Source organism: Flavobacterium sp. N502536, from assembly GCF_025947345.1.
Classification (GTDB): domain Bacteria; phylum Bacteroidota; class Bacteroidia; order Flavobacteriales; family Flavobacteriaceae; genus Flavobacterium.
Window position 1 is genome coordinate 3420775 of sequence record NZ_CP110011.1, and the last position, 19844, is coordinate 3440618.

21 protein-coding genes are annotated in these 19844 nt (G+C 36.6%); 4 read left to right on the forward strand and 17 right to left on the reverse strand.

Annotation, left to right across the window (positions count from 1 at the left end; translation table 11 throughout):
* Nucleotides 1-194 precede the first annotated feature (194 nt).
* A complete protein-coding gene (locus OLM61_RS14440) occupies nucleotides 195-509 on the reverse strand; it encodes a GIY-YIG nuclease family protein (protein WP_264523341.1) in 315 nt (104 codons plus the stop codon).
* Between the two features lie 302 nt (nucleotides 510-811).
* On the opposite strand from OLM61_RS14440, the gene OLM61_RS14445 reads away from it, so the two are divergent.
* Nucleotides 812-1021 (forward strand): hypothetical protein, encoded by a 210-nt coding sequence (locus OLM61_RS14445; protein WP_264523342.1) that lies wholly within the window; start codon nucleotides 812-814, stop codon nucleotides 1019-1021.
* A gap of 49 nt (nucleotides 1022-1070) precedes the next feature.
* Here OLM61_RS14445 and OLM61_RS14450 read toward each other — a convergent pair whose 3' ends face one another.
* The 15 genes from OLM61_RS14450 to OLM61_RS14520 form a co-directional block, all read right to left on the reverse strand.
* Nucleotides 1071-2930: a peptidase M61 gene (locus OLM61_RS14450; RefSeq protein WP_264523343.1), complete on the reverse strand. Its 1860-nt coding sequence runs from the start codon at nucleotides 2928-2930 to the stop codon at nucleotides 1071-1073.
* A 99-nt stretch (nucleotides 2931-3029) separates the two neighbouring features.
* Nucleotides 3030-3308, reverse strand: a complete 279-nt coding sequence (locus OLM61_RS14455; protein ID WP_173965611.1) for a DUF2805 domain-containing protein — start codon at nucleotides 3306-3308, stop codon at nucleotides 3030-3032.
* A gap of 120 nt (nucleotides 3309-3428) precedes the next feature.
* Nucleotides 3429-4256 (reverse strand): sterol desaturase family protein, encoded by an 828-nt coding sequence (locus OLM61_RS14460; protein ID WP_264523344.1) that lies wholly within the window; start codon nucleotides 4254-4256, stop codon nucleotides 3429-3431.
* Between the two features lie 145 nt (nucleotides 4257-4401).
* Nucleotides 4402-4644: a GlsB/YeaQ/YmgE family stress response membrane protein gene (locus tag OLM61_RS14465; RefSeq protein WP_140506371.1), complete on the reverse strand. Its 243-nt coding sequence runs from the start codon at nucleotides 4642-4644 to the stop codon at nucleotides 4402-4404.
* Between the two features lie 32 nt (nucleotides 4645-4676).
* Complete coding sequence (gene aqpZ, locus OLM61_RS14470) at nucleotides 4677-5384, reverse strand: aquaporin Z (protein WP_264523345.1); 708 nt, start codon at nucleotides 5382-5384, stop codon at nucleotides 4677-4679.
* A 29-nt stretch (nucleotides 5385-5413) separates the two neighbouring features.
* On the reverse strand, nucleotides 5414-5770 hold the full coding sequence (locus OLM61_RS14475; RefSeq protein ID WP_264523346.1) for a DoxX family protein: 357 nt from the start codon (nucleotides 5768-5770) through the stop codon (nucleotides 5414-5416).
* Between the two features lie 88 nt (nucleotides 5771-5858).
* Complete coding sequence (locus tag OLM61_RS14480) at nucleotides 5859-6755, reverse strand: EamA family transporter (RefSeq protein WP_173965602.1); 897 nt, start codon at nucleotides 6753-6755, stop codon at nucleotides 5859-5861.
* Nucleotides 6756-6963: 208 nt separating this feature from the next.
* On the reverse strand, nucleotides 6964-8106 hold the full coding sequence (locus OLM61_RS14485) for a peptidylprolyl isomerase (RefSeq protein ID WP_264523347.1): 1143 nt from the start codon (nucleotides 8104-8106) through the stop codon (nucleotides 6964-6966).
* Between the two features lie 42 nt (nucleotides 8107-8148).
* Complete coding sequence (locus OLM61_RS14490) at nucleotides 8149-9225, reverse strand: peptidylprolyl isomerase (protein ID WP_264523348.1); 1077 nt, start codon at nucleotides 9223-9225, stop codon at nucleotides 8149-8151.
* A 16-nt stretch (nucleotides 9226-9241) separates the two neighbouring features.
* Nucleotides 9242-9883: a gliding motility-associated peptidyl-prolyl isomerase GldI gene (gene gldI / locus OLM61_RS14495; protein ID WP_264523349.1), complete on the reverse strand. Its 642-nt coding sequence runs from the start codon at nucleotides 9881-9883 to the stop codon at nucleotides 9242-9244.
* 8 nt (nucleotides 9884-9891) lie between these two features.
* The gene (locus OLM61_RS14500; protein WP_264523350.1) at nucleotides 9892-10896 is read right to left on the reverse strand and encodes a DHH family phosphoesterase; all 1005 of its coding nucleotides are present in this window, start codon (nucleotides 10894-10896) and stop codon (nucleotides 9892-9894) included.
* 184 nt (nucleotides 10897-11080) lie between these two features.
* Nucleotides 11081-12337, reverse strand: coding sequence for a voltage-gated chloride channel family protein (locus tag OLM61_RS14505; protein ID WP_264523351.1), 1257 nt, complete (start codon nucleotides 12335-12337; stop codon nucleotides 11081-11083).
* Nucleotides 12338-12467: 130 nt separating this feature from the next.
* Nucleotides 12468-12851: a RidA family protein gene (locus OLM61_RS14510; RefSeq protein ID WP_264523352.1), complete on the reverse strand. Its 384-nt coding sequence runs from the start codon at nucleotides 12849-12851 to the stop codon at nucleotides 12468-12470.
* Nucleotides 12852-13016: 165 nt separating this feature from the next.
* Nucleotides 13017-13322 (reverse strand): chaperone modulator CbpM, encoded by a 306-nt coding sequence (locus OLM61_RS14515; RefSeq protein ID WP_264523353.1) that lies wholly within the window; start codon nucleotides 13320-13322, stop codon nucleotides 13017-13019.
* The gene (locus OLM61_RS14520) at nucleotides 13315-14235 is read right to left on the reverse strand and encodes a J domain-containing protein (RefSeq protein WP_264523354.1); all 921 of its coding nucleotides are present in this window, start codon (nucleotides 14233-14235) and stop codon (nucleotides 13315-13317) included. Before OLM61_RS14520 ends, OLM61_RS14515 begins: the two co-directional genes overlap by 8 nt.
* Before the next feature lie 483 nt (nucleotides 14236-14718).
* Between OLM61_RS14520 and OLM61_RS14525 the strand changes: the two genes are divergently transcribed.
* Entirely contained in the window at nucleotides 14719-15432 is a 714-nt protein-coding gene (locus tag OLM61_RS14525; RefSeq protein WP_264523355.1) for a hypothetical protein, read from the forward strand.
* A gap of 100 nt (nucleotides 15433-15532) precedes the next feature.
* Here OLM61_RS14525 and OLM61_RS14530 read toward each other — a convergent pair whose 3' ends face one another.
* Nucleotides 15533-16060: a hypothetical protein gene (locus OLM61_RS14530; RefSeq protein WP_264523356.1), complete on the reverse strand. Its 528-nt coding sequence runs from the start codon at nucleotides 16058-16060 to the stop codon at nucleotides 15533-15535.
* Nucleotides 16061-16302: 242 nt separating this feature from the next.
* Here OLM61_RS14530 and guaA point away from each other — a divergent pair, with 242 nt between their 5' ends.
* Nucleotides 16303-17832 (forward strand): glutamine-hydrolyzing GMP synthase, encoded by a 1530-nt coding sequence (gene guaA, locus OLM61_RS14535; protein WP_264523357.1) that lies wholly within the window; start codon nucleotides 16303-16305, stop codon nucleotides 17830-17832.
* Between the two features lie 61 nt (nucleotides 17833-17893).
* A complete protein-coding gene (locus tag OLM61_RS14540) occupies nucleotides 17894-19813 on the forward strand; it encodes a LysM peptidoglycan-binding domain-containing protein (protein WP_264523358.1) in 1920 nt (639 codons plus the stop codon).
* Nucleotides 19814-19844 lie beyond the last annotated feature (31 nt).

Here is a 19844-nt window from a genome sequence, read left to right on the forward strand (position 1 = left end):
ATTCTTAGGAATGATAGTATGATCAATAAAAAAACCGACAATCACTTGTCGGTTTTTTATTGTTTGAATTAAAAGAAAACGGCAATCATTTGTCGTTTTTTATGCAAGTATTTACGCCACTATTGTCATTCCGAAGAATGAGGAATCTCCACGAGTAACTCCGCAATGCATTGAATTGAAAAGCCTTTACCAGTCTATAGAAATAAGTAATCTAAAAAATCTAAATCCAGATTAATTGTTTTAATCAGTTCAATTTTCTTTTCCCTTCGCCAGCCTTTAATTTCTTTCTCTCGACGTATGGCTTCCTGGATCCAGGTAAATTTTTCATAATAGAGTAAAAATTCTACCTTATATCTTGATGCAAAAGTTTTTTTGCCTGTTATACAATTTTCCTTGTGCTGATTCAAACGAACTCTCAAGTTGTTGGTTACGCCGGTATAAAACACAGTTCTTGATTTATTTGTTATGATATAAATATAGTATGTATGATATCCTTCTGTGTATTTCATAAAACTAAAGTAATAGTTTTAATTGATTTTTCATTATAAAAATGAAAGTTTTTTCTTTCTTTTTAAGTAAAATAATTATGCGATGTGGAACTGCTTGTGAAGATTCCTCATTCTTCGGAATGACAATATGATCGTAGTTTTCTATGCAAGTATTTACGCCACTATTGGCATCCTGACGAAGGAAGGATCACCACAAGTAGCTCCACAATGCATTAAATTGTAAAGCCTTCACCAGTCTATAGAAATAAGTAATTACGATGTAGAGCTGCTTATGAAGATTCCTCATTCTTCGGAATGACAAAATGATCAATAAAGAGAACGACAATTATTTGTCGTTTTTCTATGACAGTATTTGCGCCACTATTGGCATCCTGACGAAGGAAGGATCACCACAAGTAACTCCACAATGCATTGAAGTGAAAAGCCTTCACCAGTCTATAGAAATAAGTAATTATGATGTAGAGCTGCTTGTAAAGATTCCTCATTCTTCGAAATGGCAGTATGATCAATAAAAAAACCGACAATCACTTGTCGGTTTTTTTGTGTTTGAATTAAAAGAGATTAACCTTTTAACCATGCATTTTTAAGTTTTTCTTTTGAAGCATCAGTTGCTTTAAAAGTTTCTTTTTCTTCAAATGGTACTTTCACTGTTCCTTTGATGGTTTGTTCAGCACCTGCACGTTTGATTTTAACGGTAATAGGATCATTTTCTTTCCAGTTTTCACTTTCCCCGATCAAATCATAAATATTGTCTAAATTGTAGGTCTTATCGTTTACCGAAAGGATTACATCACCAGCTTTTAGATTCAAATTGGAGAAGAATACATTTAGGTCGATGTTAGAACGAACGTTTATTGCTTTAGTGGCTTTGTCAACTCCAATATAAGGAGCCTGTCCTTTGATGAAAATTGATCCCGGAACTTTTTCAGAGGCTTTGGTAACACCAACTTTGGCCAAATAAAAGTCATAAGGAATAGGAGTAGTGCCAGCCACATATTTGTTAAGGAACTCCCCAACTTCTGGATAAGTAAGTTCAGTTACTTTAGCAAAAAGCTCGTTATCGTTAAATGGTTTTTCAACACCGTATTCGCTTGCTAATTTGTGCATTAAATCCAGAATTCCTCTTTCGCCATTGCTTTTTTCTCTGATGATAATGTCAATACACATCCCGATCAAAGCACCTTTTTGATATACATTTAAGTATTGGTCTTTATAAGGCTGATCCAATACATTTTTACTCATTACAGTAAACGACATGGTATCGTTTAAACGTTTAGACTGCTCAATTTTATCAGCAATACGGGTGTAAAATTCAGCCTCGTTAATCAATCCCTGATTGATTTGAAACAGGTTGGCAAAATATTCGGTTACCCCTTCATACATCCATAAATGTTCTGACATTTTTGGTGCATTGTAATCAAAAAACTGAATTTCTTTAGAGTGAATCGTTAACGGAGTTACAATATGAAAAAACTCGTGAGAAACTACATCTTTCATAGATTCAACCAGTTTTTCTTTAGGCATAGATTCCGGTAAAACAACTGTTGTAGCAGTTGGATGTTCCAATGCTCCAAAACCGTGAGCATCATCCTTAGCCATACTTGACAGATACAAAAGAACAGTATACTTTTTGTTAGCATTTACTTTGCCTAAAAAGTTCTTTTGTGCGGTCATCATCGTTTTCATTTCCGGAGTAATACTTTCTGCTGTGAATTTCCCTGTTGGAGAATAAACAGCGATTAAAATATCCATTCCGTTTACGTTGAATGTCGTATAATCAGGTTTAGAGTACATGATTGGATTTTCGACTAAAACTGCATAGCGCGAAGTGGTGAAAACATCACTTGTTTTGCTTGCATCCTCATCGGTCATAGAAGTTGCTCCCCAAAGGGTTTCCGGGTGAGTAATGGTAACTTTATATGGAATTTCAAGTTTGTCTTTAAAATAACCTACAAAACCATGTGTGTTTACTAAGAAATTCACTCCGGCATTGATATTGGTACCAGCTGGAGAAAAGACGTCGTCATTTCCAAATCCTGTTCCTTTTTCAGTATCAAAAGTGTCTCCTACTAAATAAGTTATTTTGTTAAGCTTTTTAGCATCAGAAATCGACCATGAGTTATCATCAATTCTTTTTACGGCTAATGCATTTCCTTTGGCGTCAAAGGCCTTAAAATCGTCTGAAAACTTACCGTAGTTGTCCGTAGAATAAGTTCCCGGAACCGTTTTTGGGATGCTGTAAATTACCTCGTCTGTTTTGATTTTTGGAGGTGTTACCGTTACCAAAACTTTATCGTCTTTAACGTCAACAAGATTAATATTAACATCTACGACATTGCTTTTTGCGGCACCTGAAGGGCTCCCTGTTTTACAGCTCCAAAGTGTAACTGCCAGAGCTAGGGTGTAAAGTATTTTTTTCATTTCTTCATGTTTGGTTATTGCTATATGACTTACAAAAGGTAAAAAAGTTACATTTTGATTAAAAATAAAAAAAACTCCTGAATCTCAGGAGTTCTAATCTTAGTCTAGTTTATTCTTTATATAATATTTGCCATCCAAATCTTCGTCAAAATCGTCTATTTTAACTGGTTTTGGTTTTGGTTTATTTGCAATTGCCTTTTTTTTCCACATCTCAAATTTCTCAAGTGGCATTTTCTTTTTCATGATTTCCAGAACTTCTTTTTCTGCCAATCCAAATTCTTTTTTTATGATTTCAAATGGATTTTTTTCTTCTAAGGCTAACGAAACAACTTTTTCAGTTTGTTCCCAATTCAATTCTTTGCGGTTACTCTTTTTCATCACGTGAAAATTAATTCAAAATAGAGGTTAATGATTAATAGATTGATTTTCAATTTAAGTATCAATATTAATAAAAAAAATAATTAGTTGGTTCGATCAACGATATTTTTTTTACTGATTTTAACTGTTTTTTATGGATCTCGCTTTTTGAAACGGTATTTTTAATAAATTTTTGAGATTGTTGTTTTCTTCAACAGCCATATGGGTGTCTACGCCATAAATTATTTTGTCTTTGGGCAAACTGGTAAAAGTGCCAAAAAGACGGTCCCAAACCGAAAAAATGTTCCCATAGTTGCTATCGGTATACGGAAGAACATAGTGGTGATGTACTTTATGCATGTTTGGCGAAACAATAAAATAACTGAGAAAAACATCTAATTTTTGAGGTAATGCAATATTAGCATGTGTAAATTGAGTAGACACAACAGATAAGGTCTGATAAAGAAAAACCATCCACATCGGACTTCCTACAATCAAAACACCAACAGTGGTGAAGACAAACCGGATAATGCTTTCGCCCGGATGATGCCGATTTGCCGAGGTAGTGTCGATCCAGGTATCGGTGTGGTGTACCAGATGAAAACGCCATAAAATTTTGAACCTGTGCTGTACATAATGGGCAAGATAAGCGCCAATTAAATCCAATAGCAATAAACCAATTATGGTGTAAAGCCACAGCGGTAAAACAGGCAGCCATTGTAATAGTCCAAAATCGTTTTCTGTTGTCCAGTTGGCTGTTTTAATTAAGATAAAAGCCAAAACGAAATTGACAACAATTGTAGTGAAGGTGAGGAAAAAATTAATCCCGGCATGCTGCCATTTTCGATATTGCAGCTGAAACAAAGGAAAGGTATTTTCGATCAGCCAAAAGAAGGTGATTCCTCCCATGAGAATTAAACTTCTATGTGAAGACGGAATCGTACTGAAATAGGCAATAATGTCATTCATAAGAATAGAATAAAGTGATACGAAAAAAGTCTGAATAAAGTCACTGGAGAAAAAGGACGGACTTAAGTTGCTCCAAAAAGAAAAGAGAAAACCGAATAGTATTATATTTGATTTTCTCTTTTAAAGTAAGTTATAAATAAAGGTTTTAAGCTTTTTTGATTAAGCTGATGATAAAAAGTAGCACCCAGGCTCCTCCAACCGCAATTATAATTTGCCATAGAAGTCCGCCTCCGCCAATGCCAAGTCTACCGGCTATCCAGCCACCAATGATACCACCCACAATTCCTACGATGATATTACCCAATAATCCAAAACCTGCACCTTTCCATATCTGACCCGCAAGCCATCCGGATATTGCACCAATAAGTAAAAAATATAAAAATTCCATAGGATAAAATTTAAAAGTTAGTAATAAGTTGATTAAGCTTCGGCATGATTTTGCAGTAATGTTTTATAAATAAATCCGGCTACAATTGCACCCAGAATAGGAGCTACCCAAAACAACCAGACTTGTGACAATGGCTCTCCGCCAACGAAAACAGCCTGAGATAATGATCTTGCAGGATTTACAGAAGTATTGGTAATTGGAATACTGATTAAGTGTATTAAAGTCAATGCTAAACCAATGGCAATACCGGCAAATCTTCCGTTGGCAAATTTATCTGTAGCACCCAGAATTACCAATAAGAAAAACAGCGTAAGTACAAACTCAGCGATAAAAGCAGATTGCAAAGAATATCCGTCAGGTGAAAATGCTCCAAAACCATTTGAGGCAAAAGCTCCTGCTTTTGTATTATCAATTGCAAAACCGGCTTTTCCTGATGCAATGGTAAATAAAGTCCCGGCTGCGGCAGCTGCACCAACGCATTGCGCAACAATGTAAGGGATTAAATCTTTTGCAGGGAATCTGCCACCTGCCCATAAACCAAAGGAAACAGCAGGATTAAAGTGTCCGCCTGAGATATGTCCTACAGCATAAGCCATTGTTAGTACTGTTAAACCGAAGGCCAGGGCAACACCAGCAAATCCGATTCCTAAACTAGGAATTCCGGCAGCAAAAATTGCGCTTCCACAACCTCCAAAAACCAGCCAATAAGTTCCAAAAAATTCTGCAAATAATTTTTTCATAATAAATAGTTTTAATTAATAGTTGATTGTTAAAAAGTATATTGGTATGCCCATAAAATCAAGACAATCTGAATGGGCAAGCGTATAAGCAAAATCCACTTGGGTAAACCAAAACTTGCTTTTTTATTCTGATACATGAAAAGATTGGCAGGAAATACAGCAATTAAAGTAGCTATAATTCCCCACGCACCAAAATGGGAAGTAGCAGGAATCATCAGAAGTATGCCGAAAAGGATTTCGGCAATTCCGCTTAAAGTATTTATTAATTTGGGGTTTGAAAAGAATGGAGGAATGATTCGAATGTACATTCCCGGTTTTCTAAAATGATTTAATCCGGCAATAATATAAAGCGACGCCATTAAATATAAATGCCAGGGTAAATTCATGATACAGGATTGTTTCTCACGAATTTATAAAAAAATTAACAATTATTGCATTACAAAGAGGCTTTTTTTTAGAGCGTTTCTAAATTAGCTAGTTTTTGCGTTTGAAATTTACATTCATAATAATAATGGCCAGGATGATTAAAACAATTCCAACCCATTGCAATAAGATTACTTCTTCGTCTAATAAAATGTAAGCCATAGTTACAGAAACTGGAAGTTCAAGTGCAGAAACGATACTTCCAAGACCAATTCCGGTTAATGGAAAACCTAAGTTCATTAACATTGGAGGGATGATGGTTCCGAATAAGGCTAGTATGATTCCCCATTTGGCAAAGATCGCAAGGTTAAAAGGGGTAACCTGTGTTACCAATGCAAACGAAAACACGATGATGGCACCTCCAAAAAGCATGTACAAACTACGTTGTGCCGATGAGATTTCGGTTGCAACGCGATTGGCTGTAAACATGGTTGTCGTAAAAGATACTGCAGCTAACATCCCCCAAACAAGACCTCTCCAGTCTAGTTCGATTTCATTGTGCAAAATATTAGTGGCTAAAACGGTACCAATAAGAACGATAAATACCGAAAACACTTTTTGTCTCGAAGGTAATTTTTTTTCTAAGATCATTTCAAGTAAAACACCTATCCAAACCGTTTGCATCAATAAAACGATACCAATCGAAACAGGAATGTATTTTACAGCCAGGTAATAAAACAAACTGGTCATCCCTAAAGAAGTACCTGCAAGCATTAAACTGAATATGTTTTTTGGAGTAGCTTTGACTACTTTGTCCTTATGTTTTATCTTCTGAAACGTATTAATCAGCAAGATACCAATGATTCCCAATACAAATTGAGAGGTAGTTACTTCGGCGGTAGTGTATCCTTCTGTATAGGCCATTTTTACGAAAGTGGCTAACATTCCATAAGTAGTGGCTCCTAATGCTACTAAAAATACTCCTTTTAATACGTTGTTTTGTGACATTTTAATCTGTTTATTTTAAAAAATTTAAGCCGGCAAAGGTAAGCTATTTTGTTTAGGAATTAATATAAAATATTTATAAACGTTGAGATTGCGTTTATTTGGCTCTTTTCCTGAGGTTTAAAATTGAAGATTTAACATCTTTTGTAAAATAAAAAAACCACCAGAAATACATCGTGGTGGTTGATTTTAAGTCTGATAAAGTACTTTATTACTTTACAGGCTGTTCTTTATAAGTTTCGATTTCAAAGACCAAAGTTGCGTTTGGCGGAATTACTCCTCCGGCACCTTTTTCTCCGTAAGCTAAATTAGAAGGAAGAAAAAATATTGCTTTTTCTCCGTCTGTCATCATGTCTAAAGCTTCAATAAAACCAGGAATCATTCCGTCTTTTTTACCTACAACAAAAGGGAATGCTTTGTATCCTTTTTGAGCGTCACGGTTGGCATCGTATTTACCATAAGCTTTTGCTACAGCCGCAATACTGCTGTCAAAAAGATTTCCGTCTTCAAAATATCCGGCATAGTGGAAGTAAATGTTAGAGCCTTCAGCACCTTTAACTCCGGTTCCTTTTTTAGTAACAACATATTTTAAACCTGAAGCTGTGGTAGTAGCTTTGGCTTTTGTAGCAGCAAAATAAGCTGCTTTTTCAGTGATTACTTTTTGAGATTCTGCTTTTTTGGCTTCCTGGCCTTTAGCATCCTCAGCAAGTACTTTTACAGCATCGAATTTTTTGGCTGCAGCACCTTTGCGTGTAATCGTAATTTTAGTCATAATATCGTCCTGAACAATCTTATTAACATTGTCCATTCCCGAAACTACATGACCAAAAATAGTATGTTTACTGTTTAACCACGGTGTATCTTTATGGGTGATGAAAAACTGACTTCCGTTTGTAGCAGGACCTGAATTTGCCATTGCTAAAACTCCGCCTTTTTCAAATTTTAATTCCGGTACAAATTCATCTTTAAAAGCATATCCAGGACCTCCTGAACCATTTCCGTCAGGATCTCCACCCTGAATCATGAAATCATTGATTACTCTGTGAAATTTTAATCCATCGTAAAAAGGTTTTCCTTTAAGTTTTTCAACTTTAACGTTAGGATTAGTTCCTTCTGCCAACGAAATAAAGTTCGCTACGGTTACCGGTGCTTTTACATATTCTAAAGAAAGCACGATGTCTCCTTTTGTAGTTGCTATGGTAGCAAAAATACCTTCGCCCGGATTAGCTTTAGGAGCTGCTTTGGCTGCTGTAGCTGTTGTTTTTGGCTTTGGTTTCGCAGCTGGTTTTTTTGTAGTCTGAGCCTGAATGTTTACTACAGCCAGACAAAATAAAAATAGAAATTTAAACTTCATGATGTTCCGAATTTAAGTCTAAGTTGGTTTCTTTTAAATAAACTATTGTGGTTTTTCTAATAATTGAATTTCGAAAATAATATTTGCATTTGGCGGGATTACTCCTCCTGCACCAGTTGCTCCATATGCCAGGTGTGCCGGAATAAAAAGAACTGCTTTGTCTCCAAATGAAAGTTGTTCAATTCCTTCGATAAAGCCCGGGATCATTCCGTCTTTACGGCCTGCCTGAAAAGGAATTGGCTGGTATCCGTTTGCTTCAGCTCTCGCAGCGTCAAATTTTCCAAAAGCTTTATTCACTTCTTCTACACTTGAATCAAATAAAGTTCCGTCTTCCAGAAAACCTGAATAATTAATGTATAATTGAGCTCCCGGAGCTGGTTTTTTACCTGTTCCTTTTTGAGTAATTACATATTCTAAACCTGAATTGGTTTTGGTTGCTTTAGGTTTTACAGAAGCTAAATACGCTACTTTTTCTTTTTGTACTCCGTTGTATTTGCTTTTTTCTTTAGCAATTTCAGAGAAATAATCGTGAAATACTTTTACAGCATCAAATTTTTTGGCAGCCTCACCGTTTCTGATGATTTTTACCGAAACAATTTTATCGTCTTGTTTGATCTGATTGACAACTTCTTGTCCTTTTTCAACAACATGACCAAAAATAGTATGTTTTCCGTCTAACCATGGAGTTTCAAGGTGAGTGATAAAAAACTGACTGCTGTTGGTAGCCGGACCATTGTTTGCCATTGCCAAAACACCTGCTTTGTCAAATTTCAAATCGGTGATTTCATCTTTAAATCTATATCCTGCATCTCCCGAACCTGTTCCTTCAGGATCCCCGGTTTGAATCATAAAATTATCAATAACCCTGTGAAATTTTAATCCGTCATAAAAAGGTTTGCCTTTTAGGTAATCTTTGGTTACAAACTCGCTTTTACCTTCGGCTAAGGTTACAAAATTAGCAACAGTAACAGGTGCTTTTTTATAATCTAATTCAACAATAATGTGTCCTTTATTGGTTTCAATATCGGCATATAAACCATCAGGTAAGTTGCTGTGTTCGTCTTTACAAGAGTATAATGAACTAACGGCAAGTAATACTAGTAGAATACTTTTTTTCATTTTTTAGCGGTTGTTTTTATGGGTTTAATGTATCTTTTTTAGTCTGAGTTACGGGTTTAGGAGCCGTTGTTTTAGGTGTTTGTGTGGCCGTTGTTGCTGGTGCAGCTGTCGGATCCGGTACAAAATTGCGAAGTGTAACGGTACACATTAAGGATTGATTTGGTCCTATTTTTTTGTTGTCTCCGTGATATCCGTAGGCAATATGGGAAGGGAATAAGAAGGTCACCGTTTCATTTTTATGCATCATTTTGATACCATCGCGCAATCCCATCATAATGTCCTGCTTGTCTACATAATACGTCTGCGGACCAAGATCGGCTTCTGAGTAGATTATTTTACCGTTTATGTCTTTTACTTCCAGATTAAAATAAGCGATGTCACCTTTTTTAGGAGTCTTTAGATCGGTTTCGTTTCGTTCGTCATAAAACAGCCAGTATCCTTTTCTGGTGGCATAGTATTTTGTTTTCGGATTGCTTTTGATTATTTTTTTGATAACATCCTCTTCATTGGCTACTAATTTTTTATTTCGATCGGCCGATTTTTTCATAAAAGTACCTGAAGCCTGAGAAATAGGTCTTCTCGCGTCTTCATGTTGTTTACAGCTAACCAATAAAACAGCAAAAAGTAGGGCGCAACTGCTTCGTTTTAAGTAGTTCATAATGTGGGTTATATTTTTAGTTTGTTTACTAAATCTTCAAATTTCTTCAAAGTTTCTTCCATCGAAACCTCTGATTTTCCTCCGGCTGCATTACTATGTCCGCCACCATTAAAATGATCTCTGGCAAACTGATTCACGTCAAATCCGCCTTGCGAACGGAAAGAGATCTTGATGATTTTCTCTTCTTTATTTTCGATAAAAATAGCAGTAAAAACAATACCTTTTATACTTAATCCGTAATTAACAACACCTTCAGTGTCACCTTTTACATAATTAAAAGCATCCAGCTCGTCCTGAGTAAGCGAAGTGTATGATGTTTTGTGCTCTTCAAGAACTTTCATGTTTTGCAGCGCACGGCCTAACAATTGCAAACGGCTGTACGAACTATTGTCAAACAATAAAACCGGAATTTGTGTGTTTTCAACCCCTAAATCAATTAGTTCTGCAATGATGCGATGCGTATTTCCTGTTGTTCCCGGAAAACGAAAAGAACCGGAATCTGTTAGTATTCCTGTGTAAATACAAGTGGCGATGGTTTTGTCTAAATCGTCTTTTTTACCTAAGAAAGAAATGAAGTTGTAAACCATCTCGCAGGTTGATCCAAAGGAAGTGTCCGAGTACGTATACAGCGCATAATCATCCGGTTTTTGGTGATGATCGATCATGATAAACGGAGCGCTTAGCTTCGCTAAAGTATGTTCCATTTCACCGGTACGATGAAAAGCATTAAAATCGAGTGTAAAAATAAGCTCAGCTTCTTCTAATATTCGGGTACAGTTTTCTGTATCTTTTTCAAATATTTTAACCGTTTCAGAACCCGGAAGCCAGGCTAAAAAATCGGGGAAATCATTAGGAGCAATCACCGTTGGCTGATGATTGTTTTTTAATAAAAAATGGTATAAACCTAAGGTTGAACCCATAGCATCACCATCAGGACCTCTATGCGGAATGATAGCGATTTTCTTTGGGGTTGCGAGTAATAATTGTATCGCTTGAATATCTTGTATTTTCATAGTGTGCGAATTTACATTTTTTTAATGTAATGCTGAAATCATTTTTTTATAAGTTATTTGGGCTGAGTCCAAGGTCTAAAGTTCAAATTCCAAATTCCAAATTCCAAATTCCAAGTTTCAAGTTTCAAGTTTCAAAGTCAAAGATAGAAAGCTTAAAGCTTAAAGCTTACAGCCTATAGCGTAATTACAGATTTTCCAGTTCTTTTCGCTGTAGCTTTTGATACAACTTGTATTTGACTCCTTTGACAATTTGTGATTTGTAAATTCCAACCGAACCGGATGAAAAATAGGCGATGGTGCAGGCGATAGCGATGAAAATTCCAGGTTGGATGCCAAAAAGCTCCATCCCCATAATGGTACAGGCAACAGGAGTGTGAGTCGCTCCCGAAAATACAGCAACAAACCCCAGACCAGCTAAGAAAGCAATTGGCAGTGGAATTACTAAAGACAAAGCACTTCCTAAAGTAGCGCCTACGAAGAACAATGGGGTCACTTCTCCGCCTTTAAAACCTGCGCCCAGAGTGAATCCGGTGAGGAGAATTTTAAGCAGAAAGTCGTACCACGGATTAGCGTTTGAAAAAGAATCGACAATGACAGGCACACCCAAACCGGAGAATTTTGTTAGTCCGAAACCTGCGATGGCAAGGGCCAGAACAATTCCTCCAATAAAAGGGCGGAGTGGAGGATATTTGATGTTTTTTGAAAAAAGTGAGCCCCAGAAATGGGTGCTTCTCGAAAAAAGCAAAGCTGCGAAACCGGATAAAATTCCAATCACAATCACATAGAATAAAGTGGTTGCGCTAATTTCGGGAACAAGCGGAATACTGTAATGCGTGTGTTTTACCTGCCAGAATTCGACTGTAAAATAAGCGGCATAAGCGGTTAAAAATGATAAAAGGATGCTCTTAAAATTGATTTTACTGAAATATAAAACCTCCAACGCGAAAATTGCTCCTGCGAGCGGAGTTCCAAAAACAGAAGCAAAACCGGCACTAATTCCGAGGATGATTAGAATTCTGCGTTCGCCATTATCCAGTTTAAAAAGCTTTGTAAACTGATCGGCGATAGCGCCTCCCATTTGTACAGCAGTTCCTTCACGTCCTGCCGAACCTCCAAATAAGTGGGTGAGTAAGGTTCCTAAAAGTACCAGAGGAGCCATTTTAAACGGAATGACCTTTTTGGGGTTTTCGTATTCTTCGAGCAATAAATTATTGCCTTTTACGACAGATTCTCCCCAGTAATGGTAACTCAATCCGACTAACAATCCGCCGAAAGGCAAAAGCCAGATCAGCCAGTCGTGCTGAATCCTAAATTGTGTAACCCATTCTAAAGCAACTAAGAAAAACGCCGAAGCAGATCCGGACAGTATACCTATTAGAACACAAATGAGAATCCATTTGAAAATAGTAAGCAGTGTTTTTTTGAGGTCTTGAAAAGTCATTAATAAACTTAGTTTTTTAGTCCCGAATTCACGAATAAAACGAATTTTGATTTTTTAAATTTAGACAAAAATAATCTTTTTAATTCCTTAATCTATGGTTAAAAAAAATCGTGAATTCGGGACTAAAAAATTATTGTACAACAGCCGTGAATTCTATTTCAACTAAATATTCCGGCGCAACCAGTTTGCTGATTTCATAAAAACCGGTTGTAGGTTTTATATCTTTAAAAAAGGAAGAGTGTGCTCTGGCTACTTCTTCAAAAGTCGAAATATCGGTGGTGAAAATTCGGGTTCTGATGACATCTTTCATGGCAACATTTAAATCTTCTAAAACTTTTTCAACACGCTCCAGGATGTTATAGGTTTGGGCATAAGCATCATCGGCTTTTACTTTTTCACCATCAACAATAGCCACAGTCCCTGAGACTTCAATGATGTTGCCAATTCTTACAGCACGACAATACCCCATTTTGTCCTCCCAAGGCGATCCTGTTAAGATGTTTTCTCTTTTCATTTTTTTGTTTTTTTTGAATTTGACTCTTTATTTTTAAGCAAATTCCGGTTCGTTAATAGCATTGCAATTTATGAAATATGCCGATGAAAAAGAGCACGATTGAATTGAAATCATTTCGGGATTCCTTCTTTTTTGTGATATTTTCACTAATTAGAAGCTATTTTTTTAATCGATTTGATGCTGCTCGTACAGCCTGAGTTTGTTTTGGGTTGTCGTAAGATTTTGCTGCAGTGCTTCGATTTTGCTGAGTAAGTTTGCAATGACATCAAGCCCTTCAAGATTAATTTTCAGGTCGTAATGAAGACGTATCATTTTTTCGACTGCCGGTAATTGTTCGGGCTGGAAATATTCATCTTCTTCAAACACTATAATTTCGATCAAACCATAGTTGTGCAACTCCGTGATGAAGGTATTTTCAATTTCGTGGTACAAACAAAATTGTTTTATCTGGATTAAGTTTCTACTACTCATGATTTCTTAGTTTAGCTAGTTCTTCGAATAATTCTTTTTCTTTTGCAGATAGTTTGGTCGGGATTTTTATGGTGTAGGTAATGTATAAATCGCCAAACTGATTCTCTTTTTTGTATACAGGAAAACCTTTGCCTTTTAGTTTTACCTTAGTTCCGGGCTGGGTTTCGGCAGGTACTTTTATTTTTACCTTTCCATCAAAAGTGGTCACAAAAACTTCTCCTCCTAAAATAGCGGTGTACAAATCCAGTTCAACATCGGCGTATAAATTATTGCCTTCGCGTTTGAAATCGGAATTGTTATCAATTAAAAAAGTAATGTACAAATCGCCATTTGGCCCGCCATTCGCCCCGGGAGCACCGTGATTTGGAATTTTGATAATCTGTCCGTTTTCGACCCCGGCCGGGATAGTGATTCGGATATTTTTTCCATTGACGCTTAAGTTCTGTTTGTGTGTGGTGTAAGCCGCCGCCAGATCTAGCTGTAATTCGGCGTTAAAATCCTGTCCGCGGTATTTTGCCTGGCTTCTGGAACTTCTTCCTGAGGATCCATACATAGAATGGAAGAAATCAGAGAAGTCACTTTCTGAAAAGTCTCCTCCTCCAAAATCAGTGTAACTTTGATTGCCTTGCTGTTGTCTGGAATGTTGCTGCTGATTGGGATCGTAACCGGCTTTTTCGAACTCGTCGGCATGTTTCCAGTCTTTTCCGTACTTGTCGTATTTTTTACGATTCTCCGGATTGCTTAAAACTTCGTTGGCCTCATTGAGTTCTTTGAATTTCCTTTCCGCTTCTTTGTCATTCGGATTCAGATCAGGATGGTATTTTCGCGCCAGTTTCCGGTAAGCTTTTTTGATTTCCGCTTCAGTTGCAGACTTTGTGATTTCTAATACTTTATAATAATCAATATAATCCATGGCTTGAAAATTTAATAATTAGCTATTTCATCAGGTATTTTAAGGGGATAAGAGTATGTATTACGTGTTGAGTGTAATTGTTTCTATGTTTTGATTTTTTTTTTTGCAGAGGATGATCGGTAGTGCTGCTTTTAAAAAGATTGAAGTTAGGAATAAGTTGTTAATAATCAAAACGATGCTTTTCGAATCTTAAAAAAAATAACATTTCCACAGTTTCAGAAGCCCCGATTGATTTGGCATTTGGAATTTCAGAATTTGGAATTTGGAATTTAGAATTTAGAATTTGGAATTTAGAATTTGGAATTTGAAATTAATTTTGCTCCAATTTGTGGTTTTTGGCAGGTTTTTTGATTCCAAAAAAATGCATAATATAGTGTTATAAAACTCTTAAAGTTGTAGTGCCTAATGATATTATATTATTTTTGTGATGCAAGACCCTGTTTTATTCCAAATTATAAAAGCCGATTCGATAATACCTTTTCAATGAAACACATCCTATTTTTTATATTATTTTTTACTGCTGTCACCGTATCAGCACAAAAGGAATTTGGAACTAAATTCAAGCCTATCGCAGCACCAAAATTTGGCGCAAAACCAAAAAAGACTCCAATTCCAGAAATAAAAGATCCTCAGGGGGAGAATTTGGATATGCCGGGTATTAAAACGCCCAATGTTTTTGACAATACGAGTATTACGCCAAAATCTCAATTTCAGATTGGGGCCGAAAAAAGCAAATTTACCATGTCTACCGAAACTGATTTTGCCAATCCAGGTGATCGTTACGTACCCAAAATGGAGAAGGATTTAGACAAAGCCTTAAGAGATGCCGGTTTAAAAGAAGGACGCGGAACATTAGTTAAAAGAAATATTTCTCTGGGAGATTTTAGAACCAAATCGCAATATTTTATTGTGAAATTCCGTGACTTTGGGGCCATTGATGGCGATTTGGTCAAAGTATCTTCTAACGATAAAGTAATAAAAGATCAGCTATTTTTGGATTCCAGTTTCAAAGACGTAAAAATCATGCTGAGCGATGGCTTCAACAAACTTGATTTTGAAGCACTGAATATCGGTACCTTAGGAGGAAATACCGCCGAAATTCAAGTCTACGACGATAAAGGACAGTTAGTAACCAATGATTATTGGGATAATCTCGCCGCAGGATTTAAGGCTTCGATTATTGTGACAAAAGAATAGTTTTTTTTTAAGTTGCTAAGGTACTAAGGTACTAAGGAGCTAAGGTTCTAAGTCTTTCAAAACTTAGAACCTTAGTATCTCAGAACCTCAGAACCTTCAATTAAAATGGATCCGCAGTCACTCTAAACTTCATTTCTGCTTTTACGGTTACATCTTTGGTAAGCGTTTCTTTTAAAGTAACTTTTGTTCTGATTTTATATTTGTCGGCTTTGATGTATTGATCAAGTCTTGCATCTGTGCAAATTAAATCGATGCTGTTGGTTGAGGCATTAATGTTATCCTGATACGCAAGTTCTATTTCGTCAGAATCTGTGGTGGAGATGTACAAATGAACCGATTTTAAAAACGTAAAGGTCTTATCACTTGGATTTGTAATCATTAGTTTTAACGATTTCAACTTGACATCTTTTACTAAGCTTGCCTTCGTTTTGTTGTTTTCAAATTCAGCCGATGAATTGGTCGTTACATCCGGAGTAATAATTTCTGAAGGCAAATTGATCGGAGAAGTACTTTTAATCTGAATCGAAGTTTCGTTGGAAATAGTGAACGTCAATAAATCATCTACGGCATCACAAGAGCTTAAAAACAAAGACAGGAAAAGGGAAAGGGCAATTAATTTTGATTTCATAGTTAAATTTTAATGGGGTTTTTCGTTACGTACGAAATAATCTGGTTTTTGGATTTTCTTATTTACAGGTTCAAAGATGCAAAGGTTCAAAGGAACAAAGCAAATATTTTTTTAAATTTAGTACTCTTAGAACCTTTGTTGCTTTGTTGCTTTGAGCCTGAAGAATAAGAACGTTGAAAAAAAATATTTTTTTTTTCGACGTTCTGATTTTTCAAATTCGAATATAAAAAGTATTTTTGCGCATGCAACACAACGTACTTATTTTAGATTTCGGATCGCAATATACTCAGCTTATTGCGCGTAGAGTTCGCGAATTAAATATATTCTGCGAAATTTTCCCTTACAATCACTTTCCTAGTGATTTATCACCTTATAAAGCCGTAATTTTAGGAGGAAGCCCTTTTTCTGTTCGTGCAGAAGATGCTCCACATCCTGATTTATCTCAAATTCGAGGCAAGCTTCCAATGTTGGCAGTTTGTTACGGAGCACAATACTTAGCTCATTTTAGTGGAGGTGAAGTAGCCGCTTCGAATACCAGAGAATATGGTAGAGCGAATTTGTCTTATATTAAAGAGAATGAAGTTTTCTTTAACGGAGTTTCTGAAAACAGCCAGGTTTGGATGAGCCATAGCGATAGTATCAAAGCTTTGCCAACCAATGCTGTGAAATTAGCAAGCACGCATGACGTAGAATTTGCCGCTTATAAAATTGAAGGCGAAACGACTTATGCGATTCAGTACCACCCGGAAGTTTTTCACTCGACTGACGGATCAAAAATGCTGAAGAACTTTTTAGTAGATATTGCTGAAGTTCCTCAGAATTTTACACCAAATGCTTTCGTAGAAGAAATGGTGGGAGAGTTAAAAGAGAAATTAGGAAACGATAAAGTAGTTTTAGGATTATCCGGAGGAGTAGATTCAACCGTAGCGGCTGTTTTATTGCACCAGGCAATCGGTAAAAACTTATATTGTATTTTTGTAAATAACGGTTTACTTCGTAAAAACGAATTCCAAAATGTATTGAATCAGTACAAAGGAATGGGATTGAATGTAAAAGGAGTAGATGCCGGAGATCGTTTTCTGTCTGAATTAGCCGGAATCAGTGATCCTGAAACCAAACGTAAAACAATTGGACGTGTATTTATCGAAGTTTTTGATGATGAATCACACCTAATCGAAGACGTAAAATGGCTGGCACAGGGAACTATTTATCCTGATGTTATCGAGTCAGTTTCGGTAAAAGGACCATCGGCAACCATTAAATCGCACCATAACGTAGGTGGATTGCCGGATTATATGAAATTAAAAATTGTAGAGCCGCTTCGAATGTTGTTCAAAGACGAAGTTCGAAGAGTAGGAGCTACTTTAGGAATAGATCCTGAGTTGTTAGGAAGACATCCTTTCCCGGGACCAGGATTATCCATCAGAATTTTGGGAGATATTACTCCGGAGAAAGTTCAGATTTTGCAAGATGTTGACGCTGTTTTTATCGACGGATTAAAATCTTGGGGGTTATATGACAAAGTTTGGCAGGCTGGAGCAATTTTGCTTCCGGTAAACAGTGTTGGTGTAATGGGTGACGAGCGTACTTACGAAAAAGTGGTGGCGCTTAGAGCTGTAGAATCAACAGATGGTATGACGGCTGACTGGGTGCATTTGCCTTACGAATTCTTAATGAAAGTGTCGAATGACATCATCAATAAAGTAAAAGGAGTGAATCGTGTTGTTTACGATATCAGCTCAAAACCACCTGCAACAATTGAGTGGGAATAGTATTGTTTTTCCAATTAAGGCGTTACATTTGTAACGCCTTAATTTTTTAAACCTACTATTTATGAGAGAATTTTTAACGTTTTCTCTTGTCTTTGTTTTGTCTTTTAACAAAATAACTGCGCAAGATTTATTTATTGAGCATAAAATTCAAAAAGGAGAAACCGCCTATTTTATTGCCCAAAAGTACAAGGTTTCTGTCGAAGAGATTTACAAATTCAACCCCGAATCACAGAGTGGAATCAAAGACAATCAGATTATTAAGATTCCTGTTCACCCGGTTGAGAAAACAAATTCCGCTCCCCAAATTACCCACATTGTTGGCGCAAAAGAAACCCTTTTTGGTTTATCGAAACAGTATAACGTTTCGGTTGAATCCCTTCAAAATGCCAATCAGACGATTCTTGCCAACGGACTTCAGATTGGTCAGGAATTAGTTATTCCGCAAGGACCTGCAACCCTTTCCAAAAATGAAAGCACCACTTCTTCCAAAGTAAACCATCAGGTTGTCGCGAAGGAATCTTTATTCAGTATTGCCAGACAATACAATGTTTCGGTGCTGGATTTAGAAAATTTAAACAAAAACCTTCTTCAAAACGGATTGCAAATAGGACAGTCTATTGCGATTCCGAACAAACGAAAAACACTGGACGGAAGAGTTCGTGTCATCAATCAGGAAACAGTTTTTCATGTCGTAGAACCCAAAGAAACCAAGTTTTCGATTGCTAAAAAATACGGAATTTCTATTGATCAGCTGGAATCTCAAAATCCTGAAACGGTAAACGGACTGATCGTAGGAAACAAGCTGGCGATCAATACCAAAGGAGTACAACCGACAAACGAAAGCGAAGAATTGATGCTGGCTTTGGCTGAAAAGCAGGTAGTGGTCGAAAAAACAAAAGCCAAAACGGTTGAGCTCGAAGATTTGAAAGACCGATTGGTGGTTCAGAAAGAAATGAATCAGAAGATTATAAAAATTAATGATCTGAAAGTGAATCTGAATGATATGAACGGTTCCAAAGAAAATTCAGTTGAAAAGCTGCGATTGGTATTGGAAGCCAATAAAAATGTTCAGGATATTTTAATGGCAAAACTGGATTCACTGGTGAATACAATGAGTAACGATCTGGTCGATTTGAAAAGAATGGATGTTTTAAATGTCGACGAATCAAAAAGACTCGAAAAACGATCGTATGAAAGCATCGGAAAAACCAATGAATTGTCGTCTCAGTTGAAAAAAGAACTGGCCGAGAACCGAAAAGCATATGCCGGTTTAATGAATAAGGTGGAAAAAATTGCGGTGGAGGAAAACCAGGAATACAAGAAGAAAATCCGCGAAAGCGAAAAGAACAACAATTCAACTTCGCTGCAGCAACGTCTTTCGCTCGAAGAAATAAAGCGTTACAAAATAGAGCAGGAGCAGGGGGATGCCCAAAATCAGCTTTTGATTGCTAAAATAGATTCGCTGGACATTCAGAAAAAGATCGAAGTAAAAAGACACATCAGTAAAGCATCCTATTACAGCATGGAAGCCCGAAAATTTGATGACAAGGTAGCTTTGGTTAAACTCAAAAAGTATCAGGATCAGGCGATTAAAAATCAGAAAAAAAGCGGCGCAACAGCAGATGTGAAGATCGTTTCGTCAGAAGAAATGAAGCGCGAGTTAAAGGAAAATCCGCTTAGAAAAGACAAAACCGTAAAGGTTGAAGTTTTTGATAATCTTAAAGAAGTTTCAAACGGCTATTACTTAGTTTTAGGTATATTTACAGACGCAACGCTAAGAGACAGGTTCATTATGAAACTCATTGATTCGGGCGATTTTAACGCCAGTTTCTTCTTTAATATCAACAGTCTTTCGTACTATGTGTACTCCGATAAGTACCAAAATATGGAAGAAGTTTTGTATCAATGCAAGAAAAAGGAGGAAGAGGAGTTATATAAAGAGGTTGTTATTGCTAAGGTCGAGATTGATCTTAGGGAATAAGCAGTGCAGAAATAATAACTGGCAGGAATCT

Excerpts from the sequence above, each read along its gene's own strand:
- OLM61_RS14450 (WP_264523343.1), bottom strand. The coding sequence starts at position 2,930 with ATGAAAAAAATACTTTACACCCTAGCTCTGGCAGTTACACTTTGGAGC.
- OLM61_RS14475 (WP_264523346.1), bottom strand. The coding sequence starts at position 5,770 with ATGAATTTACCCTGGCATTTATATTTAATGGCGTCGCTTTATATTATT.
- OLM61_RS14520 (WP_264523354.1), bottom strand. The coding sequence starts at position 14,235 with ATGGATTATATTGATTATTATAAAGTATTAGAAATCACAAAGTCTGCA.
- guaA (WP_264523357.1), top strand. The coding sequence starts at position 16,303 with ATGCAACACAACGTACTTATTTTAGATTTCGGATCGCAATATACTCAG.
- OLM61_RS14500 (WP_264523350.1), bottom strand. The coding sequence starts at position 10,896 with ATGAAAATACAAGATATTCAAGCGATACAATTATTACTCGCAACCCCA.
- OLM61_RS14485 (WP_264523347.1), bottom strand. The coding sequence starts at position 8,106 with ATGAAGTTTAAATTTCTATTTTTATTTTGTCTGGCTGTAGTAAACATT.
- OLM61_RS14440 (WP_264523341.1), bottom strand. The coding sequence starts at position 509 with ATGAAATACACAGAAGGATATCATACATACTATATTTATATCATAACA.
- OLM61_RS14465 (WP_140506371.1), bottom strand. The coding sequence starts at position 4,644 with ATGGAATTTTTATATTTTTTACTTATTGGTGCAATATCCGGATGGCTT.
- OLM61_RS14540 (WP_264523358.1), top strand. The coding sequence starts at position 17,894 with ATGAGAGAATTTTTAACGTTTTCTCTTGTCTTTGTTTTGTCTTTTAAC.
- OLM61_RS14515 (WP_264523353.1), bottom strand. The coding sequence starts at position 13,322 with ATGAGTAGTAGAAACTTAATCCAGATAAAACAATTTTGTTTGTACCAC.
- OLM61_RS14460 (WP_264523344.1), bottom strand. The coding sequence starts at position 4,256 with ATGAATGACATTATTGCCTATTTCAGTACGATTCCGTCTTCACATAGA.
- OLM61_RS14525 (WP_264523355.1), top strand. The coding sequence starts at position 14,719 with ATGAAACACATCCTATTTTTTATATTATTTTTTACTGCTGTCACCGTA.
- gldI (WP_264523349.1), bottom strand. The coding sequence starts at position 9,883 with ATGAACTACTTAAAACGAAGCAGTTGCGCCCTACTTTTTGCTGTTTTA.
- aqpZ (WP_264523345.1), bottom strand. The coding sequence starts at position 5,384 with ATGAAAAAATTATTTGCAGAATTTTTTGGAACTTATTGGCTGGTTTTT.
- OLM61_RS14505 (WP_264523351.1), bottom strand. The coding sequence starts at position 12,337 with ATGACTTTTCAAGACCTCAAAAAAACACTGCTTACTATTTTCAAATGG.
- OLM61_RS14455 (WP_173965611.1), bottom strand. The coding sequence starts at position 3,308 with ATGAAAAAGAGTAACCGCAAAGAATTGAATTGGGAACAAACTGAAAAA.
- OLM61_RS14490 (WP_264523348.1), bottom strand. The coding sequence starts at position 9,225 with ATGAAAAAAAGTATTCTACTAGTATTACTTGCCGTTAGTTCATTATAC.
- OLM61_RS14510 (WP_264523352.1), bottom strand. The coding sequence starts at position 12,851 with ATGAAAAGAGAAAACATCTTAACAGGATCGCCTTGGGAGGACAAAATG.
- OLM61_RS14530 (WP_264523356.1), bottom strand. The coding sequence starts at position 16,060 with ATGAAATCAAAATTAATTGCCCTTTCCCTTTTCCTGTCTTTGTTTTTA.
- OLM61_RS14445 (WP_264523342.1), top strand. The coding sequence starts at position 812 with ATGATCAATAAAGAGAACGACAATTATTTGTCGTTTTTCTATGACAGT.
- OLM61_RS14480 (WP_173965602.1), bottom strand. The coding sequence starts at position 6,755 with ATGTCACAAAACAACGTATTAAAAGGAGTATTTTTAGTAGCATTAGGA.